The organism is Sphingobacterium sp. UBA7625 (assembly GCF_002484085.1).
Lineage (GTDB): Bacteria > Bacteroidota > Bacteroidia > Sphingobacteriales > Sphingobacteriaceae > Sphingobacterium > Sphingobacterium athyrii.
In genome coordinates this window covers 14,620-32,242 of sequence record NZ_DLJD01000029.1, presented here as the reverse complement: position 1 = coordinate 32,242, position 17,623 = coordinate 14,620, and the positions used below count along the sequence as shown (strand labels likewise).

General features: G+C 40.7%; 12 protein-coding genes. All 12 read right to left on the bottom strand.

Annotated elements, in window-relative coordinates:
• Position 1 precedes the first annotated feature (1 nt).
• Entirely contained in the window at positions 2-2,590 is a 2,589-nt protein-coding gene (locus B4G94_RS13415; protein WP_286859501.1) for a TonB-dependent receptor domain-containing protein, read from the bottom strand.
• 107 nt (positions 2,591-2,697) lie between these two features.
• Positions 2,698-3,117, bottom strand: a complete 420-nt coding sequence (locus tag B4G94_RS13410) for an HYC_CC_PP family protein (protein WP_286859500.1) — start codon at positions 3,115-3,117, stop codon at positions 2,698-2,700.
• A 344-nt stretch (positions 3,118-3,461) separates the two neighbouring features.
• Positions 3,462-5,927, bottom strand: coding sequence for a phosphocholine-specific phospholipase C (locus tag B4G94_RS13405; protein ID WP_286859498.1), 2,466 nt, complete (start codon positions 5,925-5,927; stop codon positions 3,462-3,464).
• Between the two features lie 8 nt (positions 5,928-5,935).
• Positions 5,936-7,375, bottom strand: coding sequence for a SusD/RagB family nutrient-binding outer membrane lipoprotein (locus B4G94_RS13400; RefSeq protein ID WP_286859496.1), 1,440 nt, complete (start codon positions 7,373-7,375; stop codon positions 5,936-5,938).
• A gap of 15 nt (positions 7,376-7,390) precedes the next feature.
• Positions 7,391-10,774 carry a SusC/RagA family TonB-linked outer membrane protein gene (locus B4G94_RS13395; protein WP_286859494.1) on the bottom strand — a complete coding sequence of 1,128 codons (3,384 nt, stop codon included), beginning with the start codon at positions 10,772-10,774 and terminating at the stop codon, positions 7,391-7,393.
• Positions 10,775-10,964: 190 nt separating this feature from the next.
• Positions 10,965-12,158 (bottom strand): FecR family protein, encoded by a 1,194-nt coding sequence (locus tag B4G94_RS13390; RefSeq protein ID WP_286859492.1) that lies wholly within the window; start codon positions 12,156-12,158, stop codon positions 10,965-10,967.
• An 83-nt stretch (positions 12,159-12,241) separates the two neighbouring features.
• Positions 12,242-12,835: an RNA polymerase sigma factor gene (locus B4G94_RS13385; protein ID WP_108635931.1), complete on the bottom strand. Its 594-nt coding sequence runs from the start codon at positions 12,833-12,835 to the stop codon at positions 12,242-12,244.
• Positions 12,836-13,121: 286 nt separating this feature from the next.
• Entirely contained in the window at positions 13,122-13,883 is a 762-nt protein-coding gene (trpA, locus tag B4G94_RS13380; protein ID WP_108635930.1) for a tryptophan synthase subunit alpha, read from the bottom strand.
• A 3-nt stretch (positions 13,884-13,886) separates the two neighbouring features.
• Positions 13,887-15,071: a tryptophan synthase subunit beta gene (gene trpB, locus B4G94_RS13375; RefSeq protein WP_108635929.1), complete on the bottom strand. Its 1,185-nt coding sequence runs from the start codon at positions 15,069-15,071 to the stop codon at positions 13,887-13,889.
• Entirely contained in the window at positions 15,068-15,694 is a 627-nt protein-coding gene (locus B4G94_RS13370; protein WP_286859490.1) for a phosphoribosylanthranilate isomerase, read from the bottom strand. The genes trpB and B4G94_RS13370 overlap by 4 nt, the downstream gene beginning before the upstream one ends.
• 1 nt (position 15,695) lies before the next feature.
• A complete protein-coding gene (gene trpD, locus B4G94_RS13365) occupies positions 15,696-16,685 on the bottom strand; it encodes an anthranilate phosphoribosyltransferase (RefSeq protein WP_286859489.1) in 990 nt (329 codons plus the stop codon).
• A 391-nt stretch (positions 16,686-17,076) separates the two neighbouring features.
• A complete protein-coding gene (locus B4G94_RS13360; RefSeq protein WP_146191115.1) occupies positions 17,077-17,544 on the bottom strand; it encodes a hypothetical protein in 468 nt (155 codons plus the stop codon).
• Positions 17,545-17,623 lie beyond the last annotated feature (79 nt).

The window sequence follows — 17,623 nt, the reverse complement described above, 5'->3', positions numbered from 1 at the left end:
TCTATTTTATGAAATATCGAACGCCTGTATAAAACATGCGCCCTGTTAAAGGTCCCCATAACATGGAGGTATCAAAATAGTTTCCGAAAGGTTGGTCCGCCGCAAGGATGGGTGTTTTCTGGAAATAATTGGACAGGTTTTCACCACCGACATATACGGTAAAGTTTTTATCTTTTCCAAAAGTTTTGCTGATCTGTGCGTTCATCGTTGCGTACGTTTTTGATTCGGTCGGCATCTGGTATTCAACTGGATTATCCATGGTTGAAGGGATGCGTTTCGGTCCGACCACATTCAAGGTATAATCTAAGCTCCATCCGGAATGATGATTATAGGCTAAATTGACGAAACCACGGTGTTTTGCCAACAATGGTTTTGTTTTTCTTCCGCTCTGAAAGTCGGTCTGGACATCCAATAGACGGTAAGCCAATCGTGTTTCAAAATGTGGCGCTGGCATAAACCGAAATTCTGTCTGTAAACTATTTGAGAATGATTTTCCGGTTAAGTTGTAAAAACTGATTTCTCTTGGATTTTCGTAGTCGACCACCACCTGATTGGAAAAGCTGTTATGAAAGAATTCAATGGAGGCGGAGGCTTCCCTTCCAAAGATGCGCATATTTTGGTCTACCGCGATCCCTGTATTCCAAGATACCTCTGGTTGCAAACCATAAGCTTTATTGTAGATATCCTGAGATTGAATGATCAATCTCCTGCTGCTTGCTAACACCGCCGTGTTTTCAGCAAAAATATTGGCGGTGCGTTGACCTCTACCTGAACTTGCGCGGAATGTCGTTCCGGCAATAGGAGCATAGCGTACATTCAACCGCGGCGTAGTGAACCAGCCATATAATGAATTATAGTCCTGGCGCAGTCCGACTACCGCATCAAATTTTTCGGATGGACTGAAGGTATATTCTGCAAATGCACCTGAAACGACTTCTTTCCGTTTGAAATTTTGATTGGTTAAATACCATTCATCGTAGTTATCGTAATTGATGGAGGCGCCCACACGATATTTATGGGCTACGGTACCTATAATATCCTGAAATAATAGGTTGGCATAACCATTTTGCTGTTCGGAGTTGTAATTTTTTAACCCGAAATAACTTTTTTGATTATAATTGGAACCAGCCAATTGAAGGCCAATGCTTCGGTGTTTGTTTTCTGGAAATACATAGCCTATTTTGGCAAAACCTTCAACCCGTTCAATATCGAAACCAAGTCCATAACGATTCGTCGTGCCCTTATCTGTTTTTTTGTCAAAATCTATTTGCCCGCCAGTACGATCGTCATTTAAATACTTGACGCCGAACTGAACCATCAGACCTTTGCCATTCTCATACAACCAACGGTTTACTCCGGAGAAAAGATTGCCAACGGGCACATCCCTAAATCCATTGTGGCTAAAGTTCATGGACTTATTATACATAAAGTTGTCGTGTAATAACACCGATGTAGACCAATGTTGACCTATTTTTTGAGATAGATTTAAATTCACATCGGTACGTCCCATGTTATTTGCATAGGCATTAAAAAATAGCTTTTCAGAATTTTGTGGCTTTTTCAGCTCGACATTGATCTGACCGGCCATACTTTCGTACCCATTAGCCACAGAGCCCACTCCTTTGGCGATTTGAATGGATTCAATCCAGGTACCGGCAATGGAATTAAGTCCTAATGGTGAGGCCAAACCACGTGGTCCAGGCAAGTTTTCTACCGTCAATTGTGTATATATACCACTAAGACCCAGCATTTGAATCTGTTTACTGCCGGTTACCGCGTCTGCACTAATGACATCCACTGAAGCGTTGGTCTCAAAGCTTTCACTTAAATCACAACATGCAGCTTTAAATAATTCTTTTCCTGTGAGAACTTCCAGTCGAGCTGGTGTCATCCGGTCAATGTAATTCGACCGACGTGTTCCTTTGACTTCGACTTCCATGAGTACATTTCCCTTCGCAATGATCATGACGACCTCATGCAGGTCTTTGATCGTGATTGTATCGGATTTCATCCCGACATAACTGACGACTAATTTGTCAAAACCCTCTTTGTGATCAAGCTTAAATACACCGTTTTCATTACTTCTGGTATTTCTGGTCGGTAAATTCGCCCAATGTAAATTGGCACCAACGATAGGTTTTAGATCTCCTTTTTCATTTTCTTCGACAACAACACCTGTGACGGTATGGGGATGATCGTGGTGCCCATCTTCTGTAGAAACCACTTTCTTTTCGGGAACTTTTCCGTTTTCCAGTCTTGGATACATACAGCACTCATGGAGTTTTGCATAGGATTCCTCGCTTGCAATCAAGTTCTCGACATCATGTCCGACCAGTGCAATATTCTTTTTGATGGTTTCCAGTTCAATTTTTTGAGCATTGTATTTAAGATGTAGCAAATTATCGCTTGTATTCCATACGGCGCTTTCAACACCAGGTAGTTTCGCAGCGGTTTCAATTCTCTTTTTGCACATGGCACAGTTGCCAGCTACGGTAAGCGTTCGGCTACTATCGCTTTGCGCCTGCACGAATGCCAGGGCAAACAAGAATAAAAGAGTCGTTGTATATATTTTTTTTAAAATTTGATTCATAGTTTATTTGATAATGTACGGCCTGAAAAAAATCGCGCATAGCATGTAAGGTCGAAGGTAGAATCATCGACAGTTATTTTGATTAAAAATCAAAAAAAAGAAAAGAATCAAATTCTGAAACTCTGATTAAGAATAAATACAGCGGGACTGTACCTTTTTATTACGGTGTTCTGATTAGCACTTAATTTCGATGAATCGTCCTCATCGGTAGGAAATTGATAATAATTATATATCCAATGCAGTGTAACAATTGCCGGAGAGAAACTATTGAAATTAAGGGTTTGTGATAATCTGTTAAAGTCATCGACCTTTTGAGCAGCAATAACGACATCTTTACAACTGCCTTCTTGATGGCAGTGATTTTGCTGCTTTTTATCCGACTTAGCACATAGTGGACAATGAGCCGTTTGATTTTGGCTTAATGAAACACTTTGCGCTTCACCCTGACAAAAATGAAAGTGTAAAGTTGCACCACTTGCCGCAAGCAAATAAAAAAACAAGCCGATAAACAATGCAATTTTCCTCATCGCAACAAAAGTAGAGAAAATTTGTATTTTTTTTTTGTAATATTTTGGATAAATGTTATAACTTGTACATAAGAAATAAAAAACCAAAAATTACCGTTATGATGTGTCTATTATTTATTAACTCCATCAGTTTATATTTATTAGCTGTTTTTTTGATTGTTGGCGCAGTTTTACTATATAAAGGATTCTATCACGTTATTCGTCGTATACAAGAATAATAGTGATGGGGGCTTTGCTAAGTAATTATGGCTTAAACGAGTTGATTTTAGATTGATCATCTATTTTCTTTATAAATAACTGATAAACGAGGTTATCTCTTTCTCAAAATAACCCCGTTTCAGTTGTTATCGGCTTAATAGCGGATCGCTTTTTCCACTTTTTCCAGCTTCTATACGACCTGCGTATTGTTCTTCAAATACACTGTCATTCTTACAGCTGACACGGAAATCATACCAAAAGCTTTGTTTGGAAAGGTCGAATAACACTGTTGTTGACGCTCCGGCCTTGAGTTCGAATTCCTTTCTATCTCCACCATAGCTGATGTCTTCAAGCAAAAGACGATGGCTTTTGCTATCTTGATTTATACAAGTGAAGGAAAGACGACCTGTAAATGACCGCTCATCCCTACTTTTCTCGTAGGTGCAGCGAATTTTAATGTTTGGGCGTTGCGTATCACCTTTAAACATACGATAGAACCCATTAGGACCATGTACGTCAAGTTGAAACATTTCCTTGTCAAATGCATGGATAGACCAGCTGTCCGAGATCTGATCCCCCGGAGATACGGCATAGTTACGGGAGGTACCGATTTCGCCCTTATAAGACCTGCGATGGTATACCGTAAAAGGTGAACCTGCAGAACGCGCACCGAACATCGTATTAGCCGCTTCAAACGTCAGCTGATACTTTCCTTCAGGTAGGTATTCGCCATGTACATACAGCTCATACGGAAGAGTACAAGAATCACGAAGTCCTTCTTCTTGCTTTGGAAAATAGGGGGAGAGTGCGGGATTCTTTTCAATCTGTTCGATCTCCGCAGTTGACAATGCTTTGAATCCCATTGGGAGCCCTTTGAATTTTGCCTGGTGGATCTCTTTGATAAAAAGCTGACGTTCCAATACCAGCGGTTTTTTGATGATTTCCCCATGGTAAGGCCTAAATACAGAGGTGAGATCTCCACAAACTGTACGCCGCCAGCTGCTTATATTGGTTTCCTTGGTTTCTTTATGGACTTTATGGCTAATAAATTTTTCCAAAAACTGTAAACTCGAAGTATGATCAAATACCTGAGAATTTACCCATCCACCCCTTGTCCAGGGCGAAGCAATAATCAAAGGGACACGATATCCCAGACCTATATTGCTTTCTCTCCCACTTTCTGGGTAATATTGTTCGTCACGACGGACAAATTCCAATTTGGGATCTATGCCTGAGGATACTTTACCGCTCTCTGCTTCATAAGGGTTTGGGGCTGAAAAGGGCGCGAAATGATCAAAATAACCATCATTCTCATCATAGGTAAGAATAAAGATTGTCTTTTTCCAGACTTCGGGATTTTGTGTGAGGATATCCATGATTTCACTGACATACCAAGCACCAAACCAAGGCGAATCGGGATGATCTGAGAAAAGTTGTGGCGGTGCAAGCCAGGATACCGTTGGTAGTTTACCTTCAGTGACATCTTTTCTGAACTGATATAACACATCGCCCTTTGGGATCTGCAGTTCCCGTTGCTGATCACCTTCCTGATAGTGCATGGTTTCGAGTTCCATGTAACCGGGCTGCGCACTGTTATTGACGAAAGCACGGCGATGGATATCTTTGGTCCGTTCATCAAGCTTTTCGAAATTTTCTGCGCTGTATTGTTGCAGTTCTTCGTTTATATGTGCATGTTCCTTATGCAGCTTTTCAAGCGTATCTTTTGCCGTTGTTGCAGCTATTTTTTTGTCAAGTTCCTCTTTTTTCCTTGTGAGGAGCTCCCTGTATCGGGAACTATATTTGACTTGGTATTGAGGGAAATATTCCATCGGGTTGCAACCAAAATTCGCCAACCAGCTATTGGCCTCACCACTGTATCCCGCACTGCTTGAGGAAATCTCATTTTGATATATTTTCCAGTCTACACCCAGCGCTGAAAGTCGCTCTGGGAAAGTCTTCCAGTTTGCTTTGCCGCTAAATTCAGAATCGCCATTCCATACCAATGCTTTTCCATTCAGGTTTTCCCGGATATTAGCTGTCCAAAAATAAAGTCTGTTGGGATTTGTACCTGTGATACTGGAACAGAAATGCTGGTCGCAGATGGTAAAAGAATCCGCGAGTGAATAGTAGAATGGGATATCTTCCCGTGTATAATGGCCCATGGTCAGGGGCAGATCTGCAAATTCCTTAAATCCGGAATGTTTGACATCTAGCCATTTATCCATCTTTCCGTTGTTTCGCGCATCGGTCTGGTCGGTCCAGTTGTGTGGAAGACAACCCATCCATGTGATTTTTGAATCTTTAATGTCCAGTCGGAAAGGAGCGTATGTTTCCCCGTTTTTTTGTGTCTGTAACCATACTTTGTGATTGTTTGGTTGACGGATGGCTCTTGGATCATTGAAGCCGCGGACACCCCGTAGCGTACCAAAAGCATGATCAAAAGACCGGTTTTCCTGCATCAGCAGAACCACATGTTCAGCATCATAAAATGTGCTACCTAGAGCCGGATCAATAGCCATAGCCTTTGCGATAGCCGCTGGGAGCACTTGGGAAAGTGATGCTCCCCCGGCAAGCATAGCTGCCTTTTTTAAAAAATCTCTTCTAGTATCCATGTTTTAGTTTATTTGATTAGCCACATACTGGCATTCACGTTATCTCCCTCAGCAAATTGTCTCTTTACAGCTTCATCTAGATTCGCCTCATTATATTGTGACTCGGAAAGTGGGTATTGCCAACGTTTGGGTACTTTACCTCCATTTAACGTTCCGGGGCCAACTCGTAACACGGGGACTCCAGTGCGTCGTTGTTCAAAGAAAGGTTCCCAGCTTGAATTCATGTAGAAAGCAATGTATTTTTGTGTCAATATTTTTGTTAAAGGGTCACCGGTGGTTAATTTAACAAGATCTTTATTAAGGTAATCCGTGACAATCGTTCCAGTTATTTTATAGAAGGCCATTGATGCGGTTATTCCTTTTTGATAATGGTCGTTCATATCTCCGGTTATCCAACCCCGTTGAATGGCCTCGGCAATAATAAATTCTTGTTCCGCATAACTTAAGAAGATCATCGGTTCGTTTATGGGATTACGGAGGTCGACAAATCTGCGGGCAATCAGGGACGATTGGGCAGCACTAGCTTGCTGATCTGCCGGAGAAAGGCCTGCATCTACTCCTTTATAGTTTGCGAAAACTCCCGCTGTTTTGCCAGCGACTGGATCTCCAAAGGAGAATAAACGTGGATCTTCTCGTTGCTGTAGCATTTCGACAAAAGATTGTTCGAGCGATACTAAGGTTGAAACACTTAGCGAACCCGCAGTAGGATAATAGTTTGATGGATCAGTTGTATTAAATACCAATTGGGCATTATCACTAGGACTTGTCATTAACGGATATTTAGCCGGGTTGCTAAGGATAGATTGAAATTGCTGTTTGATCGCTATTTTCGATTGGCCTTCTTTCTTCGAAAGATGGATCAGTAGACGTAACCGGTAAGCATTGACGAATTTTTTCCATTTATTGGCGTCGCCGGCGTAGACAACGTCGCCGTCGATAATTCCGTTTCCGGCATCCAACAGGGAATTAGCTTCCTCCAGCTCCTGCAATAATCCGGTATAAATATCCTCTTGTTTGTCATAGATTGGCGTGCGCCCATCCTGCTCGGCCTTCAAGGCATCTGTATACGGAATATCGCCAAAAGTTTCCGTCAGCTGGGTGAAATAGATTACACGGAACAAATGGGCAAGTCCTTGGAAATTTTTGTTATCCGCAACAAGAGCCTCTAATTTGAGTACTTGACGTAAGCCGCCATAACCGTCAAAAGAGCCGCGATTCCAATTGTAATTGATGGACTCGTTCGGTCGCTCATAATAAGTGAGGTGTCTTGAGGCATAAGCGGCACTGATGGGATTGTTGTTAAAGATATTCTGACAGATATAGGTCATTAATAAAGCTGGTGTAGCTTTGGTTGGTTTATTGGGGTTATCTTGATAATAATCAAATTTTTTGCAACCCATACTCAATGCGAGTATACTTACGATCAATAATATATATGTTTTTTTCATGATAAGTTCTTGCTTTTAGAATTTGAGATTGACGTTGAAACCTATATTACGGATAGTGGGTTCAGGGAAAATAATACTATTTGTCTGTGGGGAAACACTATTATTTTTTGTCAAACCGTTATAGCCATCAGGATCCATAAAGGGAACTTTCGCCCAAAGGGCTAGATTTCGTCCGACAAGAGAAATACTAGCTGCTTTAAAAGGGCTTTTTGTCAATAAGTGGGACGGAATTTGATACGTCAATGTTACTTCACGCAGTTTCACGAAGGTTCCACTATAGTTTACAGATTCGTCGATCCCATTGGTATATTTTGCAAACACCCAATCTATATAGTTAACTTTAGTTGTGTTTGGTGCAAAAGTGCGTGTATCAGCAGTGATGTTTCCCTGTGCGTCATAACTAACTTCGCCGCCCGTTTGTGTTACGCCACCGGCAAGGTATGTCTTTTCTCCGTTATAAGCATCGTCCCGGTAACTGTTTGCGGTATTGGGATGCATTCCACCTTCATACATTTTTGCCTCTAAACCATTGTATATTTTTCCACCAATACGGCCATCAAAAGCAAAAGAAACTCCGAAATTTTTATATTGAAAGCTGTTTTGGAAACCGAATTCCCAATTTGGGAGGACATACCCGAGGTTGGTCTCTTGATTAATATACTGTGGGATACCATTTTCATGTACAATCTGTCCATCAGGAGACTTTTGCCATGCCCAGCCGCGATAGATATCCATTCGTTCCCCTACTTTCACCCCACCACGAATTTCTTCGCCACCATAATATTCAATTACCGTGTTTCGTAAACGGGAATAATTCAATGTGGTCGTCCATTTGAAGTTCTGGGTCTGTACTGGTGTCCCCGAAACAACAAGTTCGATACCTCTCCGACGATAACGATCCCCGTTTAGTTGAAGTTTGGCAAAACCGGAAGCTTCAGAGAGTGGTACCTCTACTACATTGTTCGTTCTGTCGTAGTTAAAGTAGGTGAAATCTAATCCGATACGATTACGAAACAGGCGTAATTCTGCACCATATTCCTGAGAGATTGTTTTATTGGGTTTTAATCCCGGAGGACGTAAGGTATTAGGAAGATACAATGAAGGGTTACCGTTCCATCTACTACCGATTTCATATGTTAACAGTGCACTATAGGCGTTGATATCGGTAGTGGCATCTGTTATAGCACCGCGTAATTTGAAATATGAGATTACTTTAGGTAAATGGAACATTTCGGAAATAATCAGACTGAGGGAGGCTGAAGGATAAAAATAAGAGTTATAAGGAGATTGCAGCGCTGAAGTCCAATCATTCCGTCCGGTCAAACTTAATGTCGCCATGTTGTGGTAATCTAAGTCAACATAACCATAGACACCATACACCTGTTTTTCAATTCGCTCATTCGTAGAACGGACAGGATCTCTTGAATTGTCAAGATTGTACCATTCCGGAACGGAAAGGCCGCCAGTAGTTTTGGATTCCAATTTATTATATTGATCTAATCGTGTACTTGCGCCGACGCTCGCTGTAACCGTGAAATCTTGGCTTAATTTTTTGTCATAGGTCAGCAAGGCATCGCTGACAAAGCGCATCTGATTATCACGATTGATGCTGTAATTGCCATAAGGAGCGGCATCCGTACCATAGTTAATATAACTATAGGGAATACGACTTTCACTGTTTGCAAAGTTTGTGGTAATGCCACCGCGAACGAGTAATTTTAGGTCATTGTTAAACTTATATTTGATATTTCCTTGCGAAACAATTACGTCGTTCGTGTAGGCTCTTTCTTTCTCGTAGGCCAAAAACCAAGGGTTATTATACCAACTGTAGTTGTAAGTCAGCTGCTCCAGTCCCTCCCGGCCCGGCTTCCAATAACTCCGCATATCACGGATATCAACATCAGGCCCCATCCATAAAACAATATTATAAAGATAATTGTCCGGTGAATAACCACTGTTTGGATAATTGGGTGAGTATTGCCTGTTGTACGATAAAGTCGCTTCAGCTTCAAGTTTACTATTCAGTTTCAGCTTACCTGCGAGGCTCAAGGTCGTTGAATTTAATTTTGTATTGGGCACCTGTCCTTTTTGATACAGGTGAGACAGTGAAATGCGGTAGTCCGATTTGTCTGTCGATCCAGCAACACTCACATTGTGTGTTGTAATTAAACCATTATTGAGAAAATTGTTTAAGTTGTCTTTTCCTCTGGTAATCCATGGAAGCGGTGTCAACTTATTCGTTATCGGATCCAAGGGGCTGTTATATTGAGGTATCTCCACAAAGCCACTTCCTGTCGACGGATCTGGTTGATTCAGTTTGGGCCCCCAAACATAACCGTAGGCATCGTTGATACCACCACCCTTACCATCTACAAAGGCATATTTACCATTGAAACCCATGCCGTAATCCTGTTGCGTTTTGGGAATGCGCAAGAAACCAGCCTGAAATTCTGTGCTCGAATTATAGGAAAGCTCAATGCCCGCCTTGCCACCATTCCCTTTTTTTGTGGTGATCATAATGGCTCCATTCTGTGCTACTGAACCATATAAAGCCGATGAGGCAGTTCCTTTCAAGACGGTGATATTTTCAATGTCATCCGCGTTTATGCTCCACATATCAAAGCCATCAGGCGCAGGTACCCCATCAATGACGATTGTCGCTTTCCCACCTCTCAGGCTAATCTCGGGATTCTCAAACAAGGTCGATTTGGTTTTTATCTGTAGGCCAGCGACCTTTCCAACCAAGCTGGCGGCGACATTAGGCTCCCGGGCTGCAGTCAGGCTTTCTCCTTTGACATCTTGTGCGGCATAAGCAACTTTACGTTTCTCTTTATTGATACCTAAAGCTGTTACAACAACTTCGGACATTGCGTTGCTGATCTGATTTAATACCACATGAAGCTCCTTATCTCGCGCAACGATTTCTTTTCGCTCATAGCCTAGAAAACTGAAAATAAGTGTTGAATTCGCAGGTACTCTTAATGTGAATTTTCCATCCGCATCTGTTCTTGTCCCGATTCTGTTGTCGGCTTTGGTATAGACGTTAACCCCTGCAAGTGGTCCTTTATCATCTTTTACAGTTCCCGAAATCTCAATTTGTTGTGGCTTATTGGCGGCAGTAATTGTGATTGTTCGTGACATCTTTTGATAACTCAGCCCCCTCGGTGTAAGAATTTTTTCCAATATTTCTTCTAGGGAAGCTTCCTCTACCGATAGACTGACCGATTCTGTATTGTCGATCAGATCGCTTGAATAGAAAAATTTATAATCAGTCTGCTGGGTTATCTTTTTAAGTACATTTTCCAAACGCATCTGCTTGACTGATAGTTTGATTTGTTGTCCACTTGTTTTGGCGTTTAACCCAATTGAGAACAAGATGAAGATGATCGTCAGTTTCATTCTTCTAATGATTAGATAATGGCCCGTAAAAAAACGATATAGTCGTATTGTTTCTTTACGATCACAGAAATATTCCATAATTTTGAATTAAGGTTGTTTAATAATTTTTTGAACAGCTTTTTTGAACAGATTGCGGAGATGCTACCACCATCTCCGTATTTTTATTGTACTAACTTCTTATCATAGGCGATTAATTTTTTTTGTTTTTTGATTTAACAGTAAGATGATTGCCATCAAGAATAAAATCAAGGTTAGCAACTGTGGAGAGCATTTTGAGTACGCCACTTAGATTACTGTTGCGATCCATACTACCACTATATCGACCGCCCGGTAAATTTCCGGCTATGCTGACCTTCAGATCATACCAATTACTTACATCTTGCAATATTTTACCCAATGATTCATCTTTAAAATAAAAATATCCTTCTTTCCATGCCGTCGCGCCTTCAATATCTACTGTTTGGATTTGGAGCTTATTTTTTGCGTCTATAAATGCTTTTTCCCCCGGCGTCATGATGATTCGCTGATCGTGATATGTCAGTTGGACGGATCCCTCGATCAGTGTCGTGGATATATGCTTGGTTTGATAAGCACGTACATTGAAGGATGTTCCTAAGACTGAAATATTAAGATCTCCAGTTTGGACTTTAAATGGACGTTTTTTATCTTTTTGTACTTTAAAGAAAGCTTCTCCTTCCACTTTGACGGATCGTTCATTTGCTGGAAAACGATTGGGGAAATAGAGTTTGGAATTGGCGTTTACCCACACTGTCGATCCATCAGGCAACTGTATTTCAAAGGTTCCGGCTTTAGGAACTTCAAGGACGTTCCACTGAATCGTTTCTTCGACAGGGCTTCCACCGTACACTAACTTTCCGTTGTCGTAATTGAGATTGGCCGTACTGTTTTTTTTATTGTCGGTCCCTTGTTGGTCAAAGTTTAACTTTTCGCCATTATATAGCGTAAGACGTGCCTGGTTTTTTCCTGGACGAATTTCCTGAGTGCGTGTTTTTTCAGCTTGTTGTATTGTATCTTTCTGTATAGCTGGTTTGTATTGCCAAAGTACGGCCAAGATACAAAGGATTAACGCGGCGGCGGCTGAAACAAATCGCCATATTCTTTGTGTTTTTCGTTTTTGTTTTTCTCCTGCTTGATATTTCAACATGGTCATTGCCATTTTCTTATCAACGGCGCAAACGATCGATCCAACAGCTTGGGGGGACGTTTCGAATTGCTGTACCGCAAGCTGTTGTTCAATCAGATTGCGCAGATTATCTAGGCTTGTTGGCGAATCAAAATGCTGCATCAGCTGCTCAATGTCTTCGGGCGAACAGCGATTGGCAATAAAATCCTCAAACAGTTTATTCAAATTTTTCTTTTCCAAGGGACTCGTTTTATATCTATTACGTGTTAGCGTAAAAAAGTCACTACATGAAATTTATTTTTTTTTTATTTTTTTCGTAAGGATTATTTAATCCATATTAGGAGCAGGAAGTAGGGGAGGTTTACAGGATTCTGTAAAAATAATAGTATCTTTTTGTTAGCGCGGTTTAGGTGGTTGCTAATCGTATTTGGAGATATTTGCAAAAGATTGGAGACTTCTTCATAGCTACGGCCTTCAATTTTGCACAATTGGAAAACTGTTCTGCACTTAGGGGGGAGTTCCGTCAAGGCTTTATCTATCAGTTCCTTTCTGTATTTATTTTCCAATAACTCATCAATATGTTGATAAACAGTTTCTTGTATAGAAATGAGGTGTTTTTGGTAATTTCTATCCTTGCTGATTTTTCGATAAAAGTCTGCTACCATATTGGCTGCTATGCGGTAAAGATAACCTTCGAAGGAACGTGCGGGATCAATCTTTGTTCTATTTTCCCAAACTTTAACAAAAACATCATGGAGGATATCTTCGGCAATATCGGACGTTTTTACGAGTTTAAGAAGATTGCCAGCTAACTGGTGTTTGTAGGTATTGTACAACCATTCAAAAGCGATCATTTCACCTGCATTTAAGCGAATAATCCATGCGGTATAATTCAGATCTTCAGCTTTACTCTTCATTTCGTGAAACTATTGGTTATACATGAATTGGTTGTTAACAGAATGTAATCAGATTGTTTATATCCCGTCTTTGGCTAATAAACACTCCTAAAAGGCATATCATTAGCTCAAGTGTATTTACGTTACAATATTAGTAAATTATAAATGAAGTTAACAAATATCTTTTAAAGGGAATGGAACTATAGGCTATTTAACAGCTGTATGATACAGCTTTTTTGAAGTACTTAAAGATACTAACGTGAGTCCGTCGCTTTGCTTAGAACTCACGTTAGCACATCGTGTTGTCTTACCCTTTTATTGATTTTATAAAGTCAGGGATCTGATCCATATAATCTTTTTCCCCGAGTCTTTTTACAAATGCACTGCCTATAATTGCTCCGGCAGTATGTTGACTTGCTTTCTGAAAAGCTTCTTTGTTTGAAATTCCGAATCCAACGATCAAGGGGTTTTTCAACTGAAGATCATGAATCCGCTTGAAATAAGCATTGGTATCTTCACTTACATCCAGCGTTTTTCCGGTTGTTGCATTGGAGGATAATAAGTAGATAAAACTATTGGATAGACTGTCTATTTTCCGGATGCGCTCTGTTGAGGTCTGCGGTGTAACGATGAAGATATTTGCAATACCGTTTTTTTCAAAAGTATCCTTATAAAGATCCTCGTATTCGTACATCGGTAGATCGGGTATAATAACGCCATTTACACCGACATTTTTGCATTCTTCACAAAATTTTTCTACGCCGAATTGGATCACGGGATTGACATAGCCCATCAGAAAGACGGGAATCTGTACCTGGTTTCGTAGCTCGCGTAATTGATCAAATAATTTTTTGACAGTCATTCCGTTTGCCAGGGCAACTTCCGAACTGTGTTGAATGACAGGTCCGTCCGCGACAGGATCGGAATATGGAAAGCCGATTTCCAGAAAGTCAGCACCGGCTTCTTCCAATTTTTTAGCGATGCGGACAGTACTATCCAACTCCGGATACCCAGCTGTAAAATATATCGATAGAAGGGGTTTGCCTTCTTTTTTTTCAATTGTAGTCATGCTTTAAAAATCAAAGTATTTCATATAGTTATCGAGATCCTTATCGCCGCGCCCTGATAAACAAACCACAACGGTTTCATCACCTTTGAAAGGGATTTTACCCAAATAGGCAAGTGCATGTGAACTTTCGATCGCGGGAATGATACCTTCTAGTCGAGTGAGTTCCAATCCTGCACGCATAGCTTCATCATCTGTTATACTAACGTATTTTCCTCTTCCAGATTTAAACAGCCAAGCGTGTTGTGGGCCGATACCGGGATAATCAAGACCGGCAGAGATTGAATAAGGTTCAGTTACTTGACCGTCATCGGTTTGCATTAATATGGATCGGCTACCATGCAAAACACCCTCTTTTCCTAGGGCTGTAGTGGCTGCAGATTCACCGGAATCAACGCCATGTCCGGCCGCTTCTACGGCATATAACTGTACAGCTTCATCGTCGAGAAAGTGATAGAACATTCCTGCAGCATTGGATCCGCCACCTACACAGGCGAGTACGATATCCGGATTCTCTTTCCCTGTTTTTGTTAACAGCTGCTTTTTCGTTTCCTCGGAGATAATGGATTGAAATCGGGCAACCATATCGGGATAAGGGTGTGGACCTACGACAGAGCCGATAATGTAATGCGTATCGACAGGATTATTGATCCAATCGCGCAAAGCTTCATTTGTCGCATCTTTGAGTGTTTTTGAACCAGATGTTGCGGCAATGACTTCCGCACCCATCATTTTCATTCGCGCAACATTAGGTGCCTGTCTTTGAATGTCAATTTCTCCCATATAGACGGCACATTGTATCCCCTTTAATGCGCAAACAGTAGCTGTAGCTACACCATGTTGTCCAGCACCTGTTTCTGCAATAATGCGTTTTTTTCCGAGACGTTCGGCCAATAGAATCTGTCCGATGGTATTGTTGATCTTATGTGCACCTGTATGATTGAGATCTTCCCGTTTGAGATAAATCGTTGTGCCATATTTTTCAGACAGTCGTTTTGCATGATACAATGGGGAGGGGCGTCCCACATAGTCACTGAGTAGTTGGTTAAATTCCTCCTGAAAACTTTTCTCTTCGATTATCTTGAGATATTCTTCCCGTAGCTCTTTTACATTGGGATAGAGCATTTCGGGGATATAGGCACCACCAAATGGACCATAATACCCTTTTTCATTGACTTGATATATACTCATTTCTTAATACTATTTATGCTGTGGGCCAAAAGATCAATATCTTTTAATCCTGGTTCTACTTCAAATTTTGAATTGAGATCCAAGGCATATAACCTGGGATCATTTGCTTGTAAAGCGTCTTTAATATTGTTCGCATTTAATCCACCACTGAGGAAATAAGGGCAATCAAGTTTGTACTGATGGAGCAAAGACCAGTCAAATTGTAGACCGGTACCACCGTGGGAATTACTTTTGGTATCAAATAAAAAATAATCAATTACCCCCACATAAGCATCCAATACTGACCAGTCAAAATGCGGGTCTATACCAAAAGCTTTGATCACGGTCACTGGTGTACATTGCTTAAGTTCTGCACAGAATTGAGGACTTTCATCGCCATGCAATTGAACTGCATCTAAGTCGAACTCTTCAATTTTACGATGTACCTCGGTAAGGTTCGCATTGACAAAAACACCAACTTTTATAACACCTTTGAGTCCTTTGATATAGTCTTGATTAGCATCGCCAACAAAACGTTTGGATTTCTCATAAAATATAAAACCGATGTAGTCAACAGCAAGGGCGGTCACTCCAACGATATTGTCAGGGTGCTTCATGCCACAAACTTTTATCTTGATTGCCATTTTATCGCTTTATTATTTTTTTGAAACTTGTGAGCGCCTTTCCTGTCATAAGTGATTCCTCAGCTTCATAGAAACAGTCGCCAAAAGATTTTTTAGGATGAAATGTTTTTATGGCAAATGCCGCATTTGTCAAAACAACATTGTTCTGCACATCTGTGCCTGTGTTGTTCAAGATGGACAAGAAGGTCTGGGCTGCTTCGGCGATGCTGTCACCACCGGCTAATTCCTGTGGAAGAACAGGAGTGAAACCTAACTCCTCCATATTATAATAGTTTTCACCCTGATTGTTGATAACCTTGAAATCTCCGGTCATCGATATCTCGTCATAACCGTCCAGTGCATGGATAATAGAATATTGTTTGTTTGTATTTTGGTATAGATAGCCGTAAAGCCGGGCAAGTTCTAAGCTAAATACACCGACAGATTGAAACCTCGGATTGGCCGGATTTGTTAGTGGGCCCAACATGTTAAAGAATGTTTTCACACCCAATGCGCGACGTATGGGAGCCACCGTTTTCATGGCGGGGTGAAACAGCGGCGCGTGGAGGAAGCAGATATTAGCTTCATCAAGCTGTCGCTGTAACTCGGTTTTGTCATTACTGAATTGATACCCTAAATACTCCATTACGTTGGAGGAGCCGCAGCTCGATGATACACCTATATTGCCATGTTTTGCAACCTGATAACCTGCGCCAGCTGTCACAAAGGAAGCAATGGTAGAAATATTAAACGTATTTTTACCATCACCGCCAGTACCACATAAGTCGATCAAGTCATAGCCATCAAAATCCAGCTTGAGGCACAGATCGTACATGGCATCTCGAAATCCGCCAAGTTCTTCCACCCGAATACTGCGCATACCATAAGCTGTCATAAAAGCGGCGATCTGATGACTATCATATTTACCTTTGGCAATGTTCGTCAAAATCTCGTAAGCTTCTTGCCGCGAAAAGGTCTTGTATTCAAATAAATGGGCTAAAATTTCTTTCATAATATTTTTGTAAATAAAAAAGGGCTTACCTTATTCAGGCAAGCCCATCATATCTTGATGTATATATCAAATAATGCAATAGGTGTTTGCCACAACGTTATTCGTTGTGCCACCACCAAGCCTTATTTAATACAGTTATTATCATTTCCGTTTTTGTTATTACAAATATGGTTGATAGAATTCTAAAATGCAAGTGTTTTTATTGAAAAATTTTTAAGAAAGCAGTCTAAGCTTAAGATGGCTCATAAGTCCAGCCGAGTGAAATCCTGAAATAAGTCAAGTGTATTGTGCTTTTCCATATTGGAATAGGATGATCAACGGCAAACTAAGATGGGGATTTTAAAAAGATAAGATTGCCTGAAAAAACGAAGAGTATAACACATATGAAAGATTAATAGAATACAAAATGTGCTTTATTGTTTCCTTTGGAGACCAAGGTAAAGGAGGCAATTTTTTTGTCCCGAATAACAGCGGCAAAAACAAAACGCTTGAGATACCTCACGAAATATACTTGTTGCGGATCTATTCCTTCCAGATCAATATCGTAGGTTTCTTTCCGGCCAGCTGCTATAAAATTGATATATTCTAATTGACGGATATCTTTGCTTTGTACATTGATTCGGATTTCGTCTATGCTGGCCAAAAGATACTCCTGTTGGTCTTCATCGAGGTTTTTCGCCGTTAATATATCCTGACTTAAAATGATGTCAGTCGCCAGATCGGGATCATTTAGACGATGGACGAATTTTCTTAACACAGCAATATTTTCTGTCGCTGCAGGATTTTCCTGAGCGAACAGAGAAATAGATAGCATACAGCTTATGAACGTTAACAACAATAGATTTAGTTTTATCTTCATAAGCGTAAGACTGAACTTCATGGCAATGGATTAATTTTCTGAAAAAAAAACGCCTTTTGACTAAAGGCGTTTTTTATTT

Bases quoted from the DNA above. Each gene is read 5' to 3' on its own strand.
- B4G94_RS13415 (WP_286859501.1), bottom strand. From the start codon at position 2,590: ATGAATCAAATTTTAAAAAAAATATATACAACGACTCTTTTATTCTTG.
- B4G94_RS13410 (WP_286859500.1), bottom strand. From the start codon at position 3,117: ATGAGGAAAATTGCATTGTTTATCGGCTTGTTTTTTTATTTGCTTGCG.
- B4G94_RS13405 (WP_286859498.1), bottom strand. From the start codon at position 5,927: ATGGATACTAGAAGAGATTTTTTAAAAAAGGCAGCTATGCTTGCCGGG.
- B4G94_RS13400 (WP_286859496.1), bottom strand. From the start codon at position 7,375: ATGAAAAAAACATATATATTATTGATCGTAAGTATACTCGCATTGAGT.
- B4G94_RS13395 (WP_286859494.1), bottom strand. From the start codon at position 10,774: ATGAAACTGACGATCATCTTCATCTTGTTCTCAATTGGGTTAAACGCC.
- B4G94_RS13385 (WP_108635931.1), bottom strand. From the start codon at position 12,835: ATGAAGAGTAAAGCTGAAGATCTGAATTATACCGCATGGATTATTCGC.
- trpA (WP_108635930.1), bottom strand. From the start codon at position 13,883: ATGACTACAATTGAAAAAAAAGAAGGCAAACCCCTTCTATCGATATAT.
- trpB (WP_108635929.1), bottom strand. From the start codon at position 15,071: ATGAGTATATATCAAGTCAATGAAAAAGGGTATTATGGTCCATTTGGT.
- B4G94_RS13370 (WP_286859490.1), bottom strand. From the start codon at position 15,694: ATGGCAATCAAGATAAAAGTTTGTGGCATGAAGCACCCTGACAATATC.
- trpD (WP_286859489.1), bottom strand. From the start codon at position 16,685: ATGAAAGAAATTTTAGCCCATTTATTTGAATACAAGACCTTTTCGCGG.
- B4G94_RS13360 (WP_146191115.1), bottom strand. From the start codon at position 17,544: ATGAAGATAAAACTAAATCTATTGTTGTTAACGTTCATAAGCTGTATG.